The 21,519-nt window shown below is 72.2% G+C and carries 24 protein-coding genes; 9 read left to right on the forward strand and 15 right to left on the reverse strand.

Translation table 11 applies throughout. The features are described 5' to 3' along the window. Nucleotides 1-97: 97 nt before the first annotated feature. On the reverse strand, nucleotides 98-946 hold the full coding sequence (locus tag ABD268_RS00345) for an Ig-like domain repeat protein (protein WP_344145851.1): 849 nt from the start codon (nucleotides 944-946) through the stop codon (nucleotides 98-100). 136 nt (nucleotides 947-1,082) lie between these two features. On the opposite strand from ABD268_RS00345, the gene ABD268_RS00350 reads away from it, so the two are divergent. Both ABD268_RS00350 and arfB read left to right on the forward strand, forming a co-directional pair. After that, complete coding sequence (locus ABD268_RS00350; protein WP_344145854.1) at nucleotides 1,083-1,481, forward strand: CoA-binding protein; 399 nt, start codon at nucleotides 1,083-1,085, stop codon at nucleotides 1,479-1,481. Continuing rightward, complete coding sequence (gene arfB / locus ABD268_RS00355; RefSeq protein ID WP_344145857.1) at nucleotides 1,478-1,933, forward strand: alternative ribosome rescue aminoacyl-tRNA hydrolase ArfB; 456 nt, start codon at nucleotides 1,478-1,480, stop codon at nucleotides 1,931-1,933. The genes ABD268_RS00350 and arfB overlap by 4 nt, the downstream gene beginning before the upstream one ends. A 34-nt stretch (nucleotides 1,934-1,967) precedes the next feature. Here arfB and purE read toward each other — a convergent pair whose 3' ends face one another. From purE to ABD268_RS00385, 6 genes are all read right to left on the reverse strand, one after another. Further along, nucleotides 1,968-2,501: a 5-(carboxyamino)imidazole ribonucleotide mutase gene (gene purE / locus ABD268_RS00360; protein ID WP_344145860.1), complete on the reverse strand. Its 534-nt coding sequence runs from the start codon at nucleotides 2,499-2,501 to the stop codon at nucleotides 1,968-1,970. A gap of 2 nt (nucleotides 2,502-2,503) precedes the next feature. Continuing rightward, the gene (locus tag ABD268_RS00365; protein ID WP_344145863.1) at nucleotides 2,504-3,664 is read right to left on the reverse strand and encodes a 5-(carboxyamino)imidazole ribonucleotide synthase; all 1,161 of its coding nucleotides are present in this window, start codon (nucleotides 3,662-3,664) and stop codon (nucleotides 2,504-2,506) included. 21 nt (nucleotides 3,665-3,685) lie between these two features. Next, nucleotides 3,686-3,997 carry a winged helix-turn-helix domain-containing protein gene (locus ABD268_RS00370; protein ID WP_425573650.1) on the reverse strand — a complete coding sequence of 104 codons (312 nt, stop codon included), beginning with the start codon at nucleotides 3,995-3,997 and terminating at the stop codon, nucleotides 3,686-3,688. 89 nt (nucleotides 3,998-4,086) lie between these two features. Beyond that, a complete protein-coding gene (locus tag ABD268_RS00375) occupies nucleotides 4,087-5,073 on the reverse strand; it encodes an adenylate/guanylate cyclase domain-containing protein (protein WP_344145866.1) in 987 nt (328 codons plus the stop codon). After that, entirely contained in the window at nucleotides 5,060-5,557 is a 498-nt protein-coding gene (locus tag ABD268_RS00380) for a PH domain-containing protein (protein WP_344145869.1), read from the reverse strand. The genes ABD268_RS00375 and ABD268_RS00380 overlap by 14 nt, the downstream gene beginning before the upstream one ends. A gap of 24 nt (nucleotides 5,558-5,581) precedes the next feature. Further along, a complete protein-coding gene (locus tag ABD268_RS00385; RefSeq protein ID WP_344145872.1) occupies nucleotides 5,582-6,403 on the reverse strand; it encodes a biotin--[acetyl-CoA-carboxylase] ligase in 822 nt (273 codons plus the stop codon). A 53-nt stretch (nucleotides 6,404-6,456) separates the two neighbouring features. Between ABD268_RS00385 and ABD268_RS00390 the strand changes: the two genes are divergently transcribed. After that, the gene (locus ABD268_RS00390) at nucleotides 6,457-8,079 is read left to right on the forward strand and encodes an acyl-CoA carboxylase subunit beta (RefSeq protein ID WP_344145874.1); all 1,623 of its coding nucleotides are present in this window, start codon (nucleotides 6,457-6,459) and stop codon (nucleotides 8,077-8,079) included. Then, nucleotides 8,076-8,300: an acyl-CoA carboxylase subunit epsilon gene (locus ABD268_RS00395; RefSeq protein WP_344145877.1), complete on the forward strand. Its 225-nt coding sequence runs from the start codon at nucleotides 8,076-8,078 to the stop codon at nucleotides 8,298-8,300. The genes ABD268_RS00390 and ABD268_RS00395 overlap by 4 nt, the downstream gene beginning before the upstream one ends. A 25-nt stretch (nucleotides 8,301-8,325) precedes the next feature. On the opposite strand, the gene ABD268_RS00400 is transcribed toward ABD268_RS00395, so the two are convergent. Further along, a complete protein-coding gene (locus tag ABD268_RS00400; RefSeq protein WP_344145880.1) occupies nucleotides 8,326-9,267 on the reverse strand; it encodes a response regulator transcription factor in 942 nt (313 codons plus the stop codon). A 48-nt stretch (nucleotides 9,268-9,315) separates the two neighbouring features. Then, nucleotides 9,316-10,755, reverse strand: a complete 1,440-nt coding sequence (locus ABD268_RS00405) for an MFS transporter (protein ID WP_344145883.1) — start codon at nucleotides 10,753-10,755, stop codon at nucleotides 9,316-9,318. 78 nt (nucleotides 10,756-10,833) lie between these two features. Here ABD268_RS00405 and ABD268_RS00410 point away from each other — a divergent pair, with 78 nt between their 5' ends. Both ABD268_RS00410 and ABD268_RS00415 read left to right on the forward strand, forming a co-directional pair. Then, nucleotides 10,834-11,445 carry a TetR/AcrR family transcriptional regulator gene (locus ABD268_RS00410; protein ID WP_344145886.1) on the forward strand — a complete coding sequence of 204 codons (612 nt, stop codon included), beginning with the start codon at nucleotides 10,834-10,836 and terminating at the stop codon, nucleotides 11,443-11,445. A 21-nt stretch (nucleotides 11,446-11,466) separates the two neighbouring features. Then, complete coding sequence (locus ABD268_RS00415; RefSeq protein WP_344145889.1) at nucleotides 11,467-12,069, forward strand: Maf family protein; 603 nt, start codon at nucleotides 11,467-11,469, stop codon at nucleotides 12,067-12,069. Here the strand turns inward: ABD268_RS00415 and ABD268_RS00420 are convergent. The 5 genes from ABD268_RS00420 to ABD268_RS00435 all read right to left on the reverse strand — a co-directional run bounded on the left by ABD268_RS00420 (nucleotide 12,011) and on the right by ABD268_RS00435 (nucleotide 16,483). Next, entirely contained in the window at nucleotides 12,011-12,565 is a 555-nt protein-coding gene (locus ABD268_RS00420; RefSeq protein WP_344145892.1) for a GtrA family protein, read from the reverse strand. The two genes, ABD268_RS00415 and ABD268_RS00420, sit on opposite strands and share 59 nt — an antisense overlap. Before the next feature lie 87 nt (nucleotides 12,566-12,652). Further along, nucleotides 12,653-12,754: an MFS transporter small subunit gene (locus ABD268_RS22780; protein WP_425573651.1), complete on the reverse strand. Its 102-nt coding sequence runs from the start codon at nucleotides 12,752-12,754 to the stop codon at nucleotides 12,653-12,655. Next, nucleotides 12,751-14,145 (reverse strand): OFA family MFS transporter, encoded by a 1,395-nt coding sequence (locus ABD268_RS00425; protein ID WP_344145895.1) that lies wholly within the window; start codon nucleotides 14,143-14,145, stop codon nucleotides 12,751-12,753. Before ABD268_RS00425 ends, ABD268_RS22780 begins: the two co-directional genes overlap by 4 nt. Nucleotides 14,146-14,204: 59 nt before the next feature. Next, the gene (locus ABD268_RS00430) at nucleotides 14,205-15,410 is read right to left on the reverse strand and encodes an acyl-CoA dehydrogenase family protein (protein WP_344145898.1); all 1,206 of its coding nucleotides are present in this window, start codon (nucleotides 15,408-15,410) and stop codon (nucleotides 14,205-14,207) included. 41 nt (nucleotides 15,411-15,451) lie between these two features. Beyond that, nucleotides 15,452-16,483: a metallophosphoesterase family protein gene (locus tag ABD268_RS00435; protein ID WP_344145901.1), complete on the reverse strand. Its 1,032-nt coding sequence runs from the start codon at nucleotides 16,481-16,483 to the stop codon at nucleotides 15,452-15,454. A gap of 288 nt (nucleotides 16,484-16,771) precedes the next feature. Here ABD268_RS00435 and ABD268_RS00440 point away from each other — a divergent pair, with 288 nt between their 5' ends. Continuing rightward, nucleotides 16,772-18,574 (forward strand): acetyl/propionyl/methylcrotonyl-CoA carboxylase subunit alpha, encoded by a 1,803-nt coding sequence (locus tag ABD268_RS00440; protein WP_344145904.1) that lies wholly within the window; start codon nucleotides 16,772-16,774, stop codon nucleotides 18,572-18,574. On the opposite strand, the gene ABD268_RS00445 is transcribed toward ABD268_RS00440, so the two are convergent. Continuing rightward, complete coding sequence (locus ABD268_RS00445) at nucleotides 18,564-19,481, reverse strand: SGNH/GDSL hydrolase family protein (RefSeq protein ID WP_344145907.1); 918 nt, start codon at nucleotides 19,479-19,481, stop codon at nucleotides 18,564-18,566. The genes ABD268_RS00440 and ABD268_RS00445 overlap by 11 nt on opposite strands. A gap of 48 nt (nucleotides 19,482-19,529) precedes the next feature. Between ABD268_RS00445 and ABD268_RS00450 the strand changes: the two genes are divergently transcribed. Together ABD268_RS00450 and ABD268_RS00455 are read left to right on the forward strand one after the other, a co-directional pair. Continuing rightward, nucleotides 19,530-20,012, forward strand: a complete 483-nt coding sequence (locus tag ABD268_RS00450) for a PH domain-containing protein (protein WP_344145910.1) — start codon at nucleotides 19,530-19,532, stop codon at nucleotides 20,010-20,012. Beyond that, a complete protein-coding gene (locus ABD268_RS00455) occupies nucleotides 20,009-21,508 on the forward strand; it encodes a PH domain-containing protein (protein ID WP_344145913.1) in 1,500 nt (499 codons plus the stop codon). Before ABD268_RS00450 ends, ABD268_RS00455 begins: the two co-directional genes overlap by 4 nt. Nucleotides 21,509-21,519 lie beyond the last annotated feature (11 nt).

Here is a 21,519-nt window from a genome sequence, read left to right on the forward strand (position 1 = left end):
TAACCGCTCCCCGCCCCCGGGTGTCCGTGAAATGCCGCACGCCCGGCCGGTGCACGCGGCACCGACCGGGCGTGAGGAGCGACCTGTCAGGTCAGGGTCACTTGACGACCTTGATGACCGACTTCGTCTTGCTGGCGGCGGTGTACGCGTCGCCGGCGTACTTCAGCACGACCTTGTCCTTGCCCAGCGGCAGCTTGGCGAGCTTGAGCACGGCCTTGCCGGCCTTGAGCGTGCCCTTGCCGACGGTCTTGGAGCCGAGCTTGGCGACAACCTTGCCGGTGGGCACCGGGGTGGCGTCGTTGAGGCTCGCGACCTTCGTCGTGACCTTGGCCACGGAGCCCTTGGTGATCTTGGCGGGCGCCTTGGCCGTGGTGGCCGAGGCGTTCTTGTCGATCCGGATGCTGGCGAGCTTGCCGGGAGCGTCCGACGTGCAGGCGACCGGAACGCCGAGCGGGCCGGCGGCCGTGGTCGGCATGAACGTGAAGGCCTTGGGCAGCGTGATGTCGTAGGTGCCGGCCTTCGGCAGCGCGAAGACCTGGTTGACGCCGAGGGTGCTGGCCACGAGCGACCCGGGGTCCGTGCCGGCGGCGAAGCTGCTGAAGGTGAGCGGCGCGGGTGCCGTCGTGTCCCCGACGAGCATGCCGAAGTCGTCGATCGTGCCCCCGGTGACCTGGTACGCGCCGAGGATGGCCGCGACCTCGGCCGGGATGCCGACCGTGGTGGTGGCCTGGAGCAGCCCGGCCGGGATCATGGTGCCCGCGTTCGCGCTCCCCGGGAGCAGCGGCACGTCCACGTGGACCGGAAGCTGCGCCGGGTTGCCGGCGACGTCGCAAGTGTAGGTGGCGTCGGCGCCGATCGCCGCGTTCGCGGCGGTCGACGAGGCGCCGACCAGGGCGCCGGCGGCGATCGCGGTGGCGACGCCCGAGACGGCGATGCGCCGCGTCATGCGAGAAACGTTCATCAAAGGTGCTCCCTCAAGCATCTCAGTGGTGCTACCTCCCAGTAGCAAAGACGCGCAACGCTAACCCCCGGCGGGCCGCCGCGAGGGTGGAATCGCAGAACTCGTCACGTAGGTTCTGGGTGTGGCTGACTGGCAGGACAAGGCATGGATCCGGTTCATGCTCGACGAGTGCGAGACCTGGGCGGTCGTCGGGCTGTCCGGCGACCCGAGCCGGACGGCGTACGAGATCGCGCAGCTGCTGCAGCGGCGCGGCAAGCGGATCGTGCCGATCCACCCGACGGCGCCGACGGTGCTCGGCGAGCAGGGGTACGCCTCCCTCGCGGAGGTGCCGTTCCCGATCGACGTGGTGGACGTGTTCCGTCGCTCGGAGGCGGCCGGCGAGTTCGCCGACCAGGCGGTCGCGGTGGGGGCGCGAGCGGTGTGGTTCCAGCTCGGCGTCGTCGACGAGGACGCCTTCCGGCGCACGACGCTCGCGGGGGTCCCGATGGTCATGGACACCTGCCCCGCCATGTGGAGATGAGCCGGCCGGGCGGCGACCTCACCGTTGCCCCGGGTCCGGGGCTGCCCGACGGGCTGACGATCCCGGCGGTGGAGCTGCTCGAACGTTTCTCGCGCTCCCCCGGCCCGGGTGGCCAGTCGGTCAACACCACCGACAGCCGGGTGGAGCTGGTCTTCGACGTGGCCGGCTCGACGGTCCTGACCGAGGGTCAGCGTCGGCGTGCCGTCAACCGGCTGGCGGGTCAGCTGGTGGACGGCGCCGTCGTGGTGGTCGCCTCCGAGCACCGCTCGCAGCACCGCAACCGGGTGGCAGCACGGGAGCGGCTGGCCGACCTGCTGCGCACCGCCCTCGCACCTCCCCCGCCGCCCCGGCGCGCCACGAAGCCGACCAAGGGTTCCCAGCGCCGGCGCCTCGAGGCGAAGCGCCAGCGGGGGCAGACCAAGGCCCTGCGCGGTCGGGTGCGCGGCGACTGAGCCCCGGGTCAGAGGCCCCGGGTCAGGTTCTGCGTCAGAAGCCGAGCCTGGGCGCCGGCTCCCGGACCGCCTTGCCCTTGGCCTGGGCGGTGGCCCGCAGCCCGGCCTGGAAGTCGACCATCTTCTGCTGCAGCGCGGGGTCGCCGGCGGCGAGGATGCGCGCGGCGAGCAGCCCGGCGTTCCGCGCGTTGCCGATGGCGACGGTCGCCACCGGCACGCCGGCGGGCATCTGCACGATCGAGAGCAGCGAGTCCATGCCGTCGAGGTACTTCAGCGGCACCGGTACGCCGATCACCGGCAGCGGCGTGACCGCGGCCAGCATCCCCGGCAGGTGGGCCGCACCGCCCGCGCCCGCGATGATCACCTGGAGGCCACGCCCGGCGGCCTCGCGACCGTAGGCCAGCATCTCGTCGGGCATCCGGTGCGCGGACACGACGTCGGCCTCGTGCGCGATGCCGAACTCCTCCAGCGCCTCGGCCGCGGCCTTCATCACCGGCCAGTCGGAGTCGGAGCCCATCACGATCCCGACGCGGGGGGTCCCGACGGGCTCGACCGAAGATCCGTCCATGCTCACTCGCTCTCGTTGCCGAGGTCGCCGCGGAACCACGCGGCGGCGTGCCGCGCGCGCTCCAGGCAGTCCTCGAGGTCGTCGCCGTAGGCGTTGACGTGGCCGACCTTGCGGCCGGGGCGCAGCTCCTTGCCGTACAGGTGCACGCGCAGGTGCGGGTCCCGCGCGAGCGCGTGGGGGTACCCGTCGTACAGGCGGCCGACCTCCGGGCGGTCGCCGCCCAGGATGTTCACCATTACCGTCCAGCGCGCGCGGGGCGCCGGCGAGCCGAGCGGGAGGTCCATGACCGCGCGCAGGTGGTTCTCGAACTGCGAGGTGACCGCCCCGTCCTGGGTCCAGTGGCCGGTGTTGTGCGGCCGCATCGCCAGCTCGTTGACCAGCACCCGCCCGTCGGTGGTCTCGAACAGCTCGACGGCGAGGATGCCGGTGACGCCGAGGGCGCCGGCGATCCGCAGCGCGATCTCCTGCGCCCGGCCGGCGAGGTCGGGGTCGAGGTCGGGCGCCGGCGCGACGACCTCGCGACAGATGCCGTCGACCTGGGTGGACTCGACCACGGGGTACGCCGCCGCCTGGCCGCTCGGCGAGCGGGCGACCAGCGCCGAGAGCTCGCGGCGGAAGTCGACGAGCTCCTCGGCCAGCAGCCCGACCCCGGACTGCGCGGCCGCACGGAAGGCGTCGTCGCAGTCCTCGGCCGAGCGGACGAACCAGACGCCCTTGCCGTCGTAGCCGCCGCGCGTCGTCTTCAGCACGCACGGCCAGCCGAACTCCGCGACCTCCGCGACGGAGGCGACCGGCGCGTTGCGCGGGCAGGGCACGCCGAGCTCGGCCAGCCGGGCCCGCATCACGCCCTTGTCCTGGGCGTGGACGAGCGCCTCCGGCCCGGGGCGTACGGCGATCCCGGCGCGCTCGAGGGCGTGCAGGTGCTCGGTCGGCACGTGCTCGTGGTCGAAGGTGACGACCGGGCAGCCGTCGGTGACCTTCAGCAGCGTGTCGAGGTCGGTGTAGTCGCCGACGAGGTGGTCGGGGATCACCTGGGCGGCGGAGACGCCGTCGGCCTCGGCGAGCAGGCGGAGCGGCAGCCCGAGGGCGATGGCCGGCTGCGCCATCATCCGGGCGAGCTGTCCGCCGCCGATGACGGCCAGGGTGGGAGCGGGCTCGGACACAGGGTCAGGGTAGTGACCCGGTCAGCGCGTCGTGTCCTCGGTCTCGAAGCGCAGGCCCTGACCACGGATCGTGGTGATCAGGCGCGGCCGTCGGCTGTCGTCGCCGAGCTTGCGGCGCACCCAGCCGAGGTGGACGTCGATGGTCTTCGAGGAGGTCCAGAACGTCGTGTGCCAGACCTCGCGCATCAGCTGGTCGCGGGTGACGATCTGGCCGGCGTGGGTGATGAGCGCATGCACGAGGTCGAACTCCTTGCGGGACAGCACGATCTCCTCGACCCCGCGCCACAAGCGGCGACTCTCGGGGTCGAGTCGCACGTCCTGCACCTCGAGCACGGGGACACGGTAGGAACCGCTGGGCCTCCGCGGGGCGATTTCCCCCAATTGAGGTGACGTGGCTGGACCGGTTCCCCAACGCTGGGGGGTCAGTGCCGCCGCACCGCGACCGGCTCGACGATGCCGAAGCCGCGCACCGGGCGGGCCGGCAGCCGCCGGGTCTCGAACTGGTCGCCGGGCAGCTGCGCCGCGGTGGCGGCGTCGATGATGATCCGGTTGCGCCGGGCCACGGCGGTCAGCCGGGAGGCCATGTTGACCGGCGGGCCGAACACGTCACCGAGCCGCATCACGACCGACCCGCTGGCCAGGCCGACCCGTACGTCGGGCATCCGGGAGTCGCGGCCGATCACGTTGATGATGCCCTCGGCCGTGTCGTAGGCCCGGATCGGGTCGTCGTTGACGAAGAGGACCGCGTCGCCGATGCTCTTGATGACCCGGCCGCGCTGGGCGGCCACCACGTCGGCGCAGCGGGACTCGAACAGCTCCACGAGGTCGCCGATGCGGGCCTCGGACATCTGGTTGGACAGCGCGGTGTAGTTGACGATGTCGGCGAAACCGACGGTGATCTGGGTGGTGTGCAGGTCCTCCTCGTTGGCGCCGAGGGCCTCCACCCGGGCCACCGCAGCGGCCAGGTGGCGCCGCCACGCGTACAGCATGAGCTGCTCGAAGGGCTCGTTGAACCCCTCGACGATCCGCATGGCCGACCCGACCCGGCTGCCGGTGGCGTGCTCACCGGCCTCGAGCTCCTCGACGCGCTGCACCAGGGAGGCGACCTCCCAGTCGGCCAGCCGGGCCATCGTCTGACCGACCGCACGGGTCAGGTTGACCGCGAGGTCGAAGTCGATGAGCCCGGAGGAGACCACCGCGACCAGCGTCGAGACGGCGTCGGCGTCGGCTCGGGTGAACGCCGTCTCGGCACCGTGCTCGGGGAAGCCGAGGGCCCGCCAGAGCCGACGGGCCTCCTCGATGGTGACCCCGGACTCGTCCGACACCTCCTGGGCGTTGAAGACGAGCTCCTCGCCCAGGATGGCGCGCTCGAGCCGGTCCCTGCCCTCCTCGTGGTCAGCGTCCGTCATGTCCGGCGTGGTCGCGCTCGCTCAGGAGCAGGTTGAGCCGTCGCTGGGTGTCCTCGACGTGCGGGATGTCCGGCAGGCGCACCGAGCCGTGGGTGCTGGCGTCGCTGATGACCAACGTGCCGCAGCCGAGCACCCGGTCGACCAGACCGAGCTCGCTGGCCACGTCGCTGATCCGCGACAGCGGGATGTCGTGACCGCGCCGGGTGAGGACGCCGGTGCGCGTGATCAGGCGCCGGTCGGTGAACGTGTACGAGGCGGACGCCCAGACCAGCCACGGCCTCAGCACCCACCGCACGGTGCCGCCGCCGACCAGCGCCCACACGACCAGCGTCACCGTGTGCTGGTCGACCACGGTCTGGACTGCGACCCCGATCGCGAGCAGGACCACGAGGGCCAGCACCGGGACCAGCAGCGCCTTGGGATGGGTCCGGGTGCTGATGACGACGGTCTCGCCGTCGTTGAGCAGCTTCTGCGAGATGGCCACCTCCGGATCATGTCACTGATCGGGTCACGGGTTGACCGAACGCACGTGCACGACGTCCCCGGCCCCCACCGACACCTCACCCTCGGGTCCGCTCACGGTGAGCCGGCCGCCCGGGTCGATGCCGGTGGCCCGTCCGGTCAGCGCACCGCCCCCGGGCAGCGCCACCTGCACGTCGCGGCCGACGGTCACGCAGGAGCCCAGGTACGCCGCGTGCAGGGTGGCCGCCCCGCCGGCCTGCCAGGCGTCGTACTCCTCGCGGAGCGCACCGAGCACCCACAACAAGATGTCGGTGCGGTCCGGGGCGGCGCCCGCCTCGATCGCGAGCGAGGTCGCGGCCTCGATCGGCAGCTCCTCGCGGGTGGTGCTGACGTTGATCCCCACACCCACGACGGCCGCCGGTCCGGCGCCGGTCTCCACCCGCTCGACCAGGATGCCGGCCACCTTCCCGCCACGTCCTGAGCCCGTCGAAGGGTCGCCGATGAGCACGTCGTTGGGCCACTTCACCCCGGCCTCGAAGCCGGCCTCGCGCAGCGCCCGGCACACGGCGTACCCCGTCATCAGCGGCAGCCACGGCCACTCGACGGGCGCGACCCGGGGGCGCAGCAGCACCGAGAACGTCAGCGCGGCGCGGTCCGGAGTCTCCCAGGAGCGGTCGAGGCGACCACGCCCCGAGGTCTGGTGCTCGGCGACGACCACCAGCCCTTCCGCGGCCCCGGACCGGGCCCGCTCGGCGACCAGGGCGTTGGTCGACGGCGCCGCGGCGACCACCTCCACACGCAGTCCGGGCGGACCGGCGGCGAGCCGGTCACCGTCGAGGAATGGGCGCGCGGGCAGGTCAGCGGTCATGGGCACTACATTGGCCCACGGACTTGCAGAGGTCGACCAGGAGGCCATGAGTAGTGAGCGCACAGCCGGGCGAGGGCACCGACGTCCCCGACGACATCGACATCCACACCACCGCGGGCAAGCTGGCCGACCTCGACCGTCGGCTCGACGAAGCGGTGCACGCGGGCTCGGCGAAGGCGGTCGAGAAGCAGCACGCCAAGGGACGCAAGACCGCCCGGGAGCGGATCGAGCTGCTCTTCGACGAGGGGTCCTTCGTCGAGCTCGACGAGCTGGCGCGGCACCGCTCCACCGCGTTCGGCCTCGAGAAGAAGCGCCCGTACGGCGACGGCGTGATCACCGGCTACGGCACCATCGACGGCCGCCAGGTCTGCGTGTTCTCCCAGGACTTCACGGTCTTCGGCGGCTCGCTGGGCGAGGTCTACGGCGAGAAGATCACCAAGGTGATGGACCTCGCGATCAAGACCGGCTGCCCGATCATCGGCATCAACGAGGGCGCCGGCGCGCGCATCCAGGAGGGTGTCGTCTCGCTCGGCCTGTACGGCGAGATCTTCCGCCGCAACGTCCACGCCAGCGGCGTGATCCCGCAGATCAGCCTGATCATGGGCTCCTGCGCCGGCGGCCACGTCTACTCCCCCGCGGTGACCGACTTCACGGTCATGGTCGACGGCACCTCCAACATGTTCATCACCGGCCCCGACGTCATCAAGACCGTCACCGGCGAGGACGTCTCCATGGAGGAGCTCGGCGGCGCGCGCACCCACAACACCAAGTCGGGCAACGCCCACTACATGGGCCACGACGAGGACGACGCGCTCGAGTACGTCAAGGCGCTGCTGTCCTTCCTGCCCCAGAACAACCTCGACGAGCCGCCGTCGTACGACGACGAGGCAGACCTCGACTTCTCCGACCTCGACCGGACCCTCGACCAGCTGATCCCGGACTCCCCGAACCAGCCCTACGACATGCACGAGGTGATCGCGGCGGTCGTGGACCCTGATGCCGACGGGGTTGGGGAGTTCCTCGAGGTCCAGTCGATGTTCGCCCCGAACATCATCGTCGGCTTCGGCCGGGTCGAGGGCCGCTCGGTGGGCGTGGTGGCCAACCAGCCGATGCAGTTCGCCGGCACCCTCGACATCGACGCGTCCGAGAAGGCCGCGCGGTTCGTGCGCACCTGCGACGCGTTCAACATCCCGGTGCTGACCTTCGTCGACGTGCCCGGCTTCCTGCCCGGCACCGACCAGGAGTGGAACGGCATCATCCGCCGCGGCGCGAAGCTGATCTACGCCTACGCCGAGGCCACCGTCCCGCTGGTGACGATCATCACCCGCAAGGCCTACGGCGGCGCCTACGACGTGATGGGCTCCAAGCACCTCGGCGCCGACATCAACCTCGCCTGGCCCACCGCCCAGATCGCGGTGATGGGCGCCCAGGGCGCGGTCAACATCCTCTACCGCAACGAGCTCAAGGGCGCCGACGACGCCGAGGCCACGCGCGCCGAGCTCATCACCGAGTACGAGGACACCCTGGCGAACCCGTACATCGCCGCCGAGCGCGGCTACGTCGACGCCGTGATCGCCCCGCACGAGACCCGGATCGAGGTCGTCCGCGCGCTGCGCCTGCTGCGCTCCAAGCGGGAGATCCTGCCCGCCAAGAAGCACGGGAACATCCCGCTGTGACCGAGCACGGCTCGACGACCGAGCAGCCCCTGCTCCGCGTGGTCAGCCCGAGCGCCACGCCGGAGGAGATCGCCGCGCTGGTCGCGGTGCTCTCCTCGCTCAGCGCGGAGGCTCCGGCCCCGGAGCGTCGCAGGCCGGAGTGGCAGGCCCACCACCGCAAGCTGCGCGTGGCGCTGCCGCACGGACCCGGCGGCTGGCGGTCCAGCGGCCTGCCGCGCTGAGCCTGGATCGGGGTGAGCGGACCGGTCAGCCGGCCGCGGCCATCCGGTAGCCGACGTCCCGGACGGTCTCGATGTAGCGAGGCGTCGGCCCGTCGTCGTGCAGCTTGCGGCGCAGCCCGGCGATGTGCTCCTCGACCGCCTGCTTGTCCGCCTCGTTGACGAAGTACGACGAGACGTACTGCTGGCCGCGCATGGTCAGCACCAGGTCGGCCTTGCTGCGCACCCGCCGTCCGGTGCCGAGCAGCGAGGCGAGCAGGTCGAACTCGGCGCTCGTCAGCTCGACGGACTCCCCGTTGACCTGGACGATCCGCGAGTCCCCGTTGAGGACCAGCGAGAGCCCGTTGGACTGCAGGGACGAGAAGTCGAGCGGGGGCGCGTCGGCCGTCGCGGCGGCGCGCTGGGGCGCCGCGTGCCGCGGCCGGGGCGCCGTCGGCGCCTCGGCGAGCGGCGTGGGGGCCGGCGGCGTCTCGACCGTGGCGAGACGGGGCGTGACGAACGGCTGCGGCGTGGACGGCGCGGGCTCGGTCGCCGTCGTCGGCGGGGTGGTGGGCTCCGGGGCCGTGTCGGACCAGCCGGAGGGCTTCTCGCTGCGAGCCCGCGGCCGCCGCAGCATGGAGTCCGCCCGCGCCCGCAGCTCCCGGGGCCGGAACGGCTTGACCAGGTAGTCGTCCGCACCGGCCTCGAAGCCCTGGACCACGTCGATCTCGTCGGCGAGCGCCGTGATCATGATCAGGTAGGTGCTGCTGAACTCGCGCAGCCGCTTGGCGACCGCGAACCCGTCCATGCCCGGCATGTTGACGTCGAGCGTGGTGATCAACGGGTTGTGCGCCCGGACCGCTTCGACCCCGGCCGGCCCGTTCTCGGTGACCACCGTGCGGAACCCCGACTGGGTCAGCACGATGTCGATCAGGTCTCGCACATCGGGGTCGTCCTCGATGATGACGGCCACCCACTCATCCCCGCTCATGGGCAGGATGCTAACGCCTCCGGGTCGCCCAGCCGTGGGAATCGCGCGTCATTGCCCGTCACGTCCCGGGGCGAACAGGGCCGCGACCACGGCCACGGCCACCGCGGCGGCACCCGTGAGCAGTGCCGGGCCGATCGCACCGTCGTACCCCACGGGCGACAGCTCGCCACCGTTGCCGAGGAACACGGCGGTGAGGAGCGCGATGCCGAGCGCGACCCCGAACTCACGGACCGTCGAGTTGGCCGAGCTCGCCACCGCGAAGTCGGCGTCGGGGAGGCCGTCCAGGACGGCGGTCGCGGAGGGCGCGAAGGTCAGGCCCATGCCCACGCCCGCCATCAGCAGCGCCGGCACGAACGACGGGTAGCCGGAGCCGCTCTCGGTGAGCGCGGCGAACCACACCAGCGAGATGGTCTGGAGCACCAGCCCGGTCACCAGCAGGGCACGCAGGCCGGTGCGTCCGGCGATCGCCCCGGCGAGCGGCGCGACCACCATCGGGGCCGCTGTCCACGGGAGTGTCCGCAGGCCGGCCTCCAGCGGGGTGTAGCCCTGCACGATCTGCAGGTACTGCGCCAGCAGGAAGACGGTGCCGAACATGCCGATCGTGAAGGTCAGGCCGATCACGTTCGCCACGGTGAAGCCGCGCGAGGCGAACAGGCGCAGCGGCAGGACGGCGTGCGCGCGCCTCCGGGCGTGGAGAAGGTACACCGGCACGAGCACGCCCGCCGCCACGAGGCTGCCGAGCACGCCCGCGGAGGCCCAACCGTCGTCGTTGCCGTGGACGATCCCCCAGATGCCGAGGAAGACCGCACCACCGAGCAGCCCGGCGCCCACGAGGTCCAGGCGCTGCCAGGGGCCGCGGGACTCCCGCACGGCGAGCAGCAGGAGCGGGACGGCCACGAGGGCCACCGGCACGTTGAGCCAGAAGATCGCCTGCCAGCTGACGCCCTCGACGACCGCGCCGCCGATGACCGGGCCCAGCGCGACCCCGAGCCCGGAGACGCCGCCCCAGATGCCGATCGCGGCGGCCCGCATGCGCGGCGGCACCGCGGAGGCGAGCAGGGTCAGCGACAGCGGCATGATCGCCGCCGCCCCCAGCCCCTGGACGGCGCGCGCCGCGATCAACCCCTCGGAGCTGGCGCTCAGTGCCGAGGCGATCGAGGCCAGCGTGAAGACGGCGATGCCGGCCAGCATCATCCGCCGCCGGCCGAGCCGGTCCCCCAACGTGGCCGCGGTGAGCATGAACGTGGCGAAGCTGAGCGTGTAGGCGTTCATGAACCACGAGAGCTGACCGACCGAGGACCCGAGGTCGGCCTGGATCACGGGCAGCGCGCTGGTCATCACCAGGTTGTCCAGCGTGGCCATGAACATCGGCAGCGAGGTCGCGACGATCGCGACCCACAGCGGCACGCGTCGGGTCGCGACGGTCGCCTCGGGTCGGGTGCCGGCGGGCGCGCCGGCCACCGGGGCCGGGGTCTCGAGAGCGGACATGGCAGCTCCTGCAGGAAGAATGCATTGAATGATTACTTACCGCTCGACGATAAGTAATCGAGTGATAACCTGTCAACCATGAGCTCGAAGCCGACCGCCCCGACCTCGCGGATGAGCGCCGGCGACCGCCGCCAGCTGGTGCTCGACGCGGCGACCAGGGCGTTCGCCCACGCCGGGTACGCCGGCACCAGCACCGACGCGGTGGCCAGGGAGGCGGGGGTCTCCCAGCCCTACGTCGTCCGCATCTTCGGCACCAAGCTGGACCTCTTCCTCGAGGTCTTCGCGCACGCCACCGGACGGATCGCGGCCGCCTTCCAGCGGGTGCTCGCGGAGCAGCCGTTCGACCCGGACGACGAGGCCGACTGGGAGCGGCTGGGCACGGCGTACACCGAGCTGCTGGCCGACCGCGACTTCCTGCTGGTGATGATGCACGGCTTCTCGGCCGGCGGCACCGACGAGATCGGCGCCGCCGCCCGCGCGGGGATGGCCGGGATCTTCGACGTGATCCGGAGCACCGGGTGCAGCGACGAACGGGCGCGGGACTTCATCGCCCAGGGGATGCTGCTCAACGTCATGATCGCGATGCGCGCCCCCGAGCACGCCGGCGACTCCGGCTCGCTCGCCGCACTGACGACGTGCGCGTTCGGGGAGTCACTCGCCCGGATCGCCCCCGCGGTGGCTCCCGACTAGGCACCGCCTAGGGTTCCCGACATGACGGTTCTGGTCCTCGCGTCCGCCTCCCCCGCCCGTCTGGCCACGCTGCGCAACGCCGGCCTCGACCCGCTCGTCATCGTGTCCGGCGTCGACGAGTCCCAGCTCGACGGGCTGCCCCCGACCGAGCTCGCGCTGCAGCTCGCCGAGCTCAAGTGCGCGGCCGTCGCCGCCCGCGACGACCTGCCCGAGTCGGCGCTGGTGCTGGGCTGCGACTCGGTGCTGGAGCTCGACGGCGAGGCGCTGGGCAAGCCCGGTGACCCGGACGAGGCGGAGCGTCGCTGGCGCGCGATGCGGGGCCGGTCCGGTGTGCTCCGCACCGGCCACTGCCTGCGCGAGACCACCGGCGGGCGGGTCGCCGCCGCGACCGCGTCGACCACGGTCCACTTCGCCCACGTCAGCGACGAGGAGATCAAGGCCTACGTTGCCACCGGCGAGCCGTTGTACGTCGCGGGCGCCTTCACCGTGGACGGGCTCGGCGGTGCCTTCGTGACCGGGATCGAGGGCGACCACCACAACGTGGTCGGGGTCAGCCTGCCGCTGGTCAGGGACCTGGTCGGGGAGCTCGGCCACTCGTGGACGAGTCTGTGGTCTCGACCGTGATCGGCTGGTGCGGGTTCCCGGCCGGCGGGTGCGGCAGCGACAGGTGCGGCAGGTGCACCGGCCGCCGGAACACGAAGGTCCGGAACAGGTAGAACCGGGCCACCAGGCCCATGGCCAGCCCGATCACGTTGGCCGAGAGGTTGTCGGAGTAGGGGTCGTCGAGCCCGAGCACGTTGCGGCTGATCCACAGGCACCCGATCGGCAGCGACATCGTGGCCAGATTGATGACCAGGAACGCCGCCCGACCCCCGTCGGCGTGCCGGGGCGGCCGGTCGCGGAAGGCCCAGCTGCGGCTGCCGCGGTAGCTGACCACCATGCCGACGGTGTTGGCGATGACGTAGGCGACGATCACGTGCTCGTCGAGCAGCGCCTTGTGCTCGGTGTTGAACCCGTGGACCAGGAAGTTGAAGATGATCAGCGCCACGATCGTGGCGACCCCGCCGACGGCCAGGAAGCGACTGGCCTCAGCGAGGAGTCGCTGCCACCGCCTACCCATGGCGCCAAGGCTAGCCAATACACCATCCCGTGCGCGGCAGCCCCGCCCCCATGTCGCCGGGCGGGGCTCCCCCGCCCGGCGACGCGGTCAGCCGCTGAACAGCGTGACGGCCTTGCGCACGGTCTCGACCACGCCGTAGGCCAGGGGGACCCCGACCAGGGCCCAGGCGACGGTGATCCTGGCAGTCATGCGGACACCCCCTCGAGGTCGGAGCGGTCACTGTCCTCGTGGAAGCGGGAGTCGACCTGACGGATCAGGAGGTTCGCGACCAGGCCCACGACCAGCAGCGCGACCATGGTGAGCAGCCCCGGGCGGTAGTCCGCGGCCACCAGCTCGCCGGGGGTTCCCCGGGCGTCGAGGAACTTGTTGACGATGAGCGGCCCGGCGATGCCCGCCGCCGACCACGCGGTGAGCAACCGGCCGTGGATCGCGCCGACCTGGAAGGTGCCGAACAGGTCGCGCAGGTACGCCGGGACCGTGGCGAAGCCGCCGCCGTAGAACGAGATGATCACCGCGGCCAGCAGCACGAACAGCAGCGTCGACTCGTCGCCCACCACGGCGAGCATCACGTAGAGCGCGATGCCCACACCGAGGTAGAGCAGGTAGATGGGCTTGCGCCCGATCACGTCGGAGGTGGAGGACCACACGAACCGTCCGGCCATGTTCGCGATCGACAGCAGTCCCACGAACCCGGCCGCCGCCGCGGCGCTGACGCTCGAGTCCGCCCCGTCGCGGAAGAAGTCCTGGATCATCGGCGCGGCCTGCTCGAGGATCCCGATGCCCGCGGTGACGTTGCAGAACAGCACCACCCACAGCAGCCAGAACTGCGGGGTGCGGATGGCGTTGGCGGCCGAGACGCTCGCCGTGGTGACGAGCGGCTTCTCGGCGACCTCGCCGGGGTCCCAGCCCTCCGGCTTCCAGTCGTCGGCCGGCACCCGGACGGTGTACGCCCCGAAGAGCATGAAGCAGAGGTAGACGAGGCCGAGGGTGACGAACAGCAGCATCACCGCGTGACCGTCGGGGACCGAGGCCGGGTCGGTGGCGTCGTACGACGAGTCGTAGAGCGCCATCAGCCGGGCGCTCAGCGGGCTGGCGATCAGCGCTCCGCCGCCGAAGCCCATGATCGCCATGCCGGTGGCCAGGCCGGGCCGGTCGGGGAACCACTTGATCAGCGTGGAGACCGGCGAGATGTAGCCGATGCCGAGCCCGATGCCGCCGATCACGCCGTACCCGAGGTAGACCAGCCAGAGCTGGCCGGTGCCGATGCCCACGGCCGCGACCAGGAAGCCCGTGCTCCAGAAGACCGCGGCCACCGCCATCGCCGCGCGCGGACCGTGGGTGTCCACCCACGTGCCGGCCACCGCGGCGGACAGCCCGAGCATCACGATCGCGATCGAGAAGATCACGCCCACGGCCGTCAGGCTGCTGTCGAAGTGCTGCACCAGGGCCGTCTTGTAGACGCTGGTGGCGTAGACCTGCCCGATGCACAGGTGCACGGCCAGGGCGGCGGGCGGGATCAGCCAGCGGCTGTAGCCGGGACCGGCCACGACTCGCTCACGGGCGAGGAAGGATGGGACCACGAGACACCTCCGGGTATGTGACCGTGGTCATACCCGAAGGAGGAAACTTCAATCATTCCTCACTCGACGGGCAGGCCCAGCCCCCGCGCGATCAGCATCCGCTGCACCTCGCTGGTGCCCTCACCGATCTCGAGCACCTTGGCGTCGCGGTAGAACCGCGCCACGGGGTACTCCTCCATGAAGCCGTAGCCGCCGAAGACCTGGGTGGCGATGCGGGTGGCGGTGACGGCCGACTCGGTCGTGTAGAGCTTCGCGACCGCCGCGGCCTGCTTGAACTCCTTCATGGAGCCGCCGGTGCCGCGGTCCATGGCGTCCTTCATGGCGGCCGCGCGGTAGGTCAGCAGTCGGCTGGCGTGCAGCATGACCTCGAGGTCGGAGATCTGGAAGGCGAGGCCCTGCTTGCGCCCGATCGGGCCGCCGAAGGTCTGCCGCTCGCCGGCGTACTGCAGGCTCATGTCGAGGCACGCCTGGATGCAGCCGACGGCGAGGGCCGCGATCGCGACCCGGCCGTCGTCGAGCGTGGCCAGGAACTGCGCGTAGCCGCGGCCGCGCTCGCCGAGGAGGTTCTCCTCGGGGACCCGGACGTCCTCGAAGCTGAGCGGGTGGGTGTCAGAGGCGTGCCAGCCGAGCTTGTCGTAGGCCTTCTCGGCAGTGAAGCCGGGCGTGCCGCTGGGCACGATGATCGTGGAGATCTCCGGCTTCTCCCCGGTGGTCGCGCCCGTCGAGGCCCGGGTCCCGGTCCGCGCGGTCACGGTGACGACGCTGGTGATCTCCGAGCCGGAGTTGGTGATGAACTGCTTGGCGCCGTTGACCACCCACTCGCCGCCGACCAGCTCGGCCTTCGTCTTCGTGGCACCGGCGTCGGAGCCCGCGCCGGGCTCGGTCAGGCCGAAGCCGGCCAGCCGCTCGCCCGCCACGAGCTGGGGCAGCCAGGTGTCCTTCTGGTCCTTCGTCCCGTAGGTCAGGATCGGGTTGATGCCGAGGCCGACCGCGGCCTCGAGGGTGATGCCCATCGACTGGTCGACCCGGCCGATCTCCTCGATCGCGACGCACAGGCTGGTGAAGTCGCCGTCCTCACCCATGCCGCCGTACTCCTCCGGCGCGGTGAGGCCGAACAGCCCGAGCTTGCCCATCTTCTGCACCACGTCGACCGGGAAGTGGTGGTCGCGGTCCCACTGCGCCGCGTGCGGCGCGATCTCGGCCTCCGCGAACTCGCGGACGCTGCGGCGGAACTCTTCGTGCTCACGGCTCAGCTCGAACGTCATGGACGCCATGCTAGCCGCACCGGTTAGCGTTTGTTAACCAGTCACGAGGTGTAGGGCACACGCTCCCAGCTCAGCACCGGCTTGCCGGGGGCGCCCACGGTGACCCGCAGGTAGTCGGTGTTGTTGGACGAGCCGTCCACGGTCACCCGGGTCAGGTGGTCCGCCGCCCCGCTCAGCCGGTACGTCGACAGCCACGAGGAGCCGGTCGCCAGCGGCCGGTCGGTGTGGTAGCTGTGGCTGTCCCCGTCGATCAGGTAGACCGGCCCGGCGAACGACGACGCCTCGTCGACCAGCGCCTGCACCCAGGGCCGGAAGGCACTGATGTCGTCCCAGGACGGCGCGTACGACGGGTCGAACATGTCGGCCTGCTGCATCACCACCACCGCCCGGTCGTGCCGGCTGCGCGCCGTGACGAACGCGGCGCGGAGCTCGTCGATGTCGGCGTCGGTCCGGGCCTGCACCGCCTGCCGCTGCTCGGGCGTCGGCTCGGTGTTGCCCAGCCCGGTCCAGGGCTGCAGGCCGTTGTTGCTGCCGGTCACGTCGGCGGCCACGAAGGTGACGCCGGCCCGGCGGTAGGTGACGTTCTCGGGGAAGCCCCGGTCGGCCTGGGACGTGACCGGGAAGGCGTCCTGACCCAGTGTCCGGCCGGGGCGGTCGAAGAACACCTCGCGGAGCGTGCCCAGCCGCTCCAGCGGGTCGTAGGCCCCGTTGTTGGCGCGGTGGCAGTCGGTCCACTCGTTGTCGCCGGGGGTGTAGACCAGCGGGTCCTCGAAGGTGTCGAAGTCGCTGCGGATCAGGCGGAAGTAGTCGTCGCTGCAGACCGACGACCCGTTCTTGATGTCGCCGACGTGGACCACCGAACGGACGTCGGGGTCGGCGTTGATCTGCTGGATCCAGCCTGGGAACGCCGCGATCTGGTCGGCGCCGTACGGCACGTCGCCGATGACCGCGAACGAGTACCCGCCGCCGGACCCGGCACCGTCCGGGGCGCTCGTCGCAGCATCGGCGCCGGCGGCACCGCCTCCGGCGAGGGCAAGGGTGGCGAGGACGGTGATCGTGCGTGCGCAGCGCATGGTTCTCCTCGAGACAGGTGTCTGGTCAGGCGAACCTGCCGGGCCGACGTGAATGGCGCATGATCGAGGAGTGAACTCCGAGGCGCGACCAGGGAGCTCCGCGGACGTGGCCCTGCAGCACCGCCTGCTCGCGGCCGGCTGCACTTCGCCCGGGCCATCCCACGCGCGTGGTGATGAGACGAACGCTACGGCCGCGGGGGTGAGACCTCCTCCCTCCGCCGGGGGCCGTGGCGATACTCTCCGCTGCGGAGACCGAGAAGTGACAAACCGTCAGAGCAGGAGTGCCAGGTGCCGAAGGTCCAACCGCTGCAGAAGGTCCTGATCGCCAATCGCGGGGAGATCGCGGTCCGCGTGATCCGCGCCTGCAAGGACGCGGGCATCGGCAGCGTCGCGGTGTACGCCGAGCCCGACCGCGACGCGCTCTTCGTGCGGCTGGCCGACGAGGCCTACTCCCTGGACGGCGCCACCCCGGCGGACTCCTACCTCGACATCGCCAAGATCGTCGCGGTCGCCGAGAAGTCCGGAGCCGACTCGGTCCACCCGGGCTACGGCTTCCTCGCCGAGAACGCCGACTTCGCCCGCGCGGTCATCGACGCCGGCCTGGTCTGGATCGGCCCGCCGCCGGAGGCGATCGAGAACCTCGGCGACAAGGTCAAGGCCCGGCACATCGCCGAGAAGGTCGGCGCCCCGCTGGCCCCCGGCACCAAGGACCCGCTCGACACCGCCGACGAGGCGGTCGACTTCGCCGAGGAGTTCGGGCTGCCGATCGCGATCAAGGCCGCCTTCGGCGGTGGCGGCCGCGGCCTGAAGGTCGCCCGCGAGATGTCCGAGGTCGCCGACGCCTACGAGTCCGCGGTCCGCGAGGCGGTCACGGCGTTCGGCCGCGGCGAGTGCTTCGTCGAGAAGTTCCTCGACAAGCCGCGCCACGTCGAGACCCAGTGCCTCGCCGACCAGCACGGCAACGTCGTCGTGGTCTCCACGCGTGACTGCTCGCTGCAGCGCCGCCACCAGAAGCTGGTCGAGGAGGCGCCCGCCCCCTTCCTCACCGACGATCAGGTCACCCGCCTCTACGAGTCGTCGAAGGCGATCCTGCGCGAGGCCGGCTACGTCGGGGCCGGCACCTGCGAGTTCCTGGTCGCCAAGGACGGCACCATCTCCTTCCTGGAGGTCAACACCCGGCTCCAGGTCGAGCACTGCGTCTCCGAGGAGGTCACCGGCCTCGACCTGGTCCGCGAGATGTTCCGCATCGCCGCCGGCGAGGAGCTGGGGTACGACGACCCGGAGGTCCGCGGCCACTCGATCGAGTTCCGGATCAACGCCGAGGACGGCGGCCGCAACTTCATGCCCGCCCCGGGCACCCTCAGCCGCTGGCACGCCCCCGCCGGCCCCGGCGTCCGCGTGGACGGCGGGTACGACGCCGGCGAGACGGTGCCCGGCTCGTTCGACTCCCTCATCGCGAAGCTGGTCATCACCGGCCGCGACCGCACCCACGCACTGGAGCGCTCGCGTCGGGCCCTGGACGAGTTCGTCGTCGAGGGGATGCCGACCGTGATCCCGTTCCACCGGGCGGTCGTGTCCGACCCGGCCTACGTCGGCGCCTCCAACCCCGGCGGCGAGGGCTCGTTCGACGTCTACACGACCTGGATCGAGACCGAGTTCGACAACCAGATCGAGCCCTGGTCCGGTGACGCCGCCGAGGCCGAGGAGGAGGGCGAGCGCCAGAAGGTGGTCGTCGAGGTCGGCGGCAAGCGGCTCGAGGTCGTGCTCCCCGCCGGGCTCGGCGGCATCGCGGCCGGCGCCGGCAACGGCGGTGCCGGTGGTGGCAGGGGCAAGCCGAAGCGCAGCGCCGGCAAGAAGGCCGGCGCGGCCGCCAGCGGCGACTCCGTCACCAGCCCGATGCAGGGCACCATCGTCAAGATCGCCGTCGAGGAGGGCCAGGAGCTCGCCGAGGGCGACGTCGTCGTGGTCATGGAGGCGATGAAGATGGAGCAGCCGCTCAAGGCCCACAAGTCGGGCACCGTCACCGGCCTCCAGGTCGAGGTCGGCGCCACCGTCACCAACGGCGCGGTCATCTGCGAGCTCAAGGACTGAGCAGCGGGAACGGCAGCGCGCTCTCGGCCACCAGCTGACGCCGGATCGTCCGGGCCGCGGCCTCCATCCCCTCGCGGAAGGGGTGGAACGCCGCGGCCCTGCCGATCTCCTGCCGGGCACCGTTGACCCACGCGTCGCTGCCCGCACACACGTCGTGGCCCCGGGACCCGGCGTACAGGTCGACGAACCCGGCCCCCACACTCTCGGCCGCCGAGCGCAACGACTCGTTCACCAGGCGTTCGATGCGGTCCGCCCAGCGATAGTCGCCCTCGGCGAACGGCAGCCCGGGGCAGGTACCGCGTTCGGGGAACAGCCGGGGGTAGCCGATCACCCAGACCTCGGCCCCCGGGGCCCGTCGCCGGATCTCGGACAGCACCGCGGCGACGCGCCCCTCGACCCCGGCCGCGTCGCGGGACTTCGTGTCGACCCCGTCGACGGTGTAACGGTTCCGGCAGGGAGCCCCGGTGGGGTCCGACCGGGCCAGCGGACTGCAGCGCCGGAGCACCGCGCCGAACAGGCCGAAGTCGTTGCCGCCGATCCCGAGCGTGACCAGGTCCGTGCCGGGTCCCAGGGCGTCCAGCTGTGGCTGCGGCGGCGGACCGGGCAGCTTGTTCGGCACCGAGCGGGTCAGGTCGGTGGTGTCGGCGCCGGTGCAGGTCATGTCCGCGAAGGAGCGGACCTGCAGCATCCGGGCCAGCAGGGACGGGTAGTTGTGGGTCGAGCGCAGGCAGGTCCCGGCCATCAGTACCTGCGCCGGGATGAACGGGCCGGCGCTGTAGGAGTCCCCCAGCGCGACGTAGTCGACACGGGGTGACGGCGCGCTCGCCCTCGGGACCGGCCCGAGCAGGGCCGGTCCCAGCAGCAACGCCACGAGCACCGTCACGACGGCGCCCCCGTGCAACGACACACTGCGAGTGTGACAGGCGCCGTTTCCCGGCCCGATAGGTTCGGAGCCATGCCGTCCCTGCGCGAACCGGCCCAGCGGGTCAGCCCCCGGGCCCGCTCGATGTGGCTGGTGGGCGGCCTCGCGCAGGGCGCCGCCCTGCTGGTGGCCGCGGTGCTGGCCGGCTTGGTCTGGCACTGGTACGACCACGCCGGGTGGGTCCTCGGCGCGCTCGCGCTCGGGGTAACGGCGTACGTCGCCGTGGTGCCGGCCTGGCGCTACCGGGTGCACCGCTGGGAGGTCACCGACACGGCCGTCTACACCCAGACCGGCTGGTGGACGTGCGAGCGCCGCGTCGCGCCGATGTCGCGGATCCAGACCGTCGACTACGCCGAGGGCCCGCTCGCCCGGCTCTTCGGGCTGGCCACCGTGACGGTCACGACCGCCTCGGCCGCCGGGGCCCTGGAGATCGCCGGCCTGGACCGGGCCCGGGCCCGGGCCCTGGTCGACGAGCTGACGCTCAAGGCGGACACCGACCCGGGCGACGCCACGTGAGCCGGACGGACACCCCGGAGCTCGACCAGGGCCAGCAGTGGCAGCGGCTCGACCCGCGCATGCTGCTGGTGCACCCCGTCCGGGAGCTGATCCGGTTCCTGCCGGCGGTCATCGGCGTCTTCCTGGCCGGCACCGCCTCGGGCAACGAGGTCTGGCACCTCGTCGGCGTCGGCGTGCCGATCGCGCTCGGCCTGCTGCGCTACGTGACCACCAGCTTCCGGATCACCGCCGGACGGATCGAGCTGCGGCGCGGCCTGCTCGAGCGGCACGTGCTGTCCACGCCCGTGGACCGGGTGCGCACCGTGGACCTGACCGCCTCCCCCATCCACCGGGCGCTCGGGCTCGCCACGGTGCGGATCGGCACCGGGGCGAGCAACGAGGAGGAGCAGCTCGACCTCGACAGCCTGCCGCTGGCCCGCGCCCGGGAGCTGCGCCTGGAGCTGCTCCGGGTCGCCCCGCCGACCTCGGCTGAGCCCTCCGAGCCCGCCGAGCGCGTGGTCGTCGTCCTCGACCCCGCCTGGGTGCGGTTCGCCCCCTTCACCAGCTCCGGCCTGGTGCTCGCCGCCGGAACCCTCGGCGTGGCCAGCCAGGCGATGAACACCTTCGGTGGCTGGGAGCGGCTCGACACCGGTGGGCTGGTGGACGGGGTCGCGGGGCTGCCCTGGTGGACGCTGGCGCCGACGGCGTTCCTCGGCCTCGTCGTGCTCGTGACCGTGCTGGCGGTCGGGGGCTACGTGGTGGCGAACTGGGGCTTCGCGCTCAGCCACTCCGACGGCGCGTGGCACCTGCGGCGGGGCCTGCTCACCACCCGGGAGACCAGCCTCGACGACGAACGGCTGGCCGGGGTCAGTGTGTGCGAGCCGCTGGCCCTCCGTGTCGCCGGCGGGGCGCGCGTCTCCGCGATCGTGACCGGCCTGGACCGCAAGCAGCAGGGCAGCGGGCTGCTGGTCCCGCCGGCGCCGCGCCCGGTCGTGCTGCGCGTCGCGCGGGACGTGCTCGGCACCTCCGGGCCGGTGGACGCTCCCCTCGTCGGTCATGGCCCCCGGGCGCACCGGCGCCGGTTCACCCGGGCCCTGGCCCCGGTGGGCGCGGTGCTCGCGGCGACGGTCCTGCTCGTCCTGGTCGCGGGTGCTCCGGCCTGGCTGCTGCTCGTCGCCGCCGCGGGTATCCCGGTCGCCCTCGGCCTCGCGGCCGACCGGGCCCGGGGGCTGGGGCACGCGCTGGTCGACGACCACCTCGTCGCGCGGTCCGGGAGCCTCAACCGGCACCGGCACGCGCTGGCCACCGACGACGTCATCGGCTGGACGTTCCGGTCCACCTGGTTCCAGCGCCGTGCCGGGCTCACCTCGCTGTCCGCCACCACGGCGGGCGGCCGGCAGGCGGTGACCGCGCTCGACGTACCCGAGCCGGCCGCGGTGGGGCTCGCCGCGGCCGCCGTGCCGGGCCTGGTCGACCAGTTCACCACCCAGGCGTCGGTCCCTGCGCGTCTCGCCTGACCGGACGCCCC

The organism is Nocardioides koreensis (assembly GCF_039531775.1).
GTDB lineage: Bacteria > Actinomycetota > Actinomycetes > Propionibacteriales > Nocardioidaceae > Nocardioides > Nocardioides koreensis.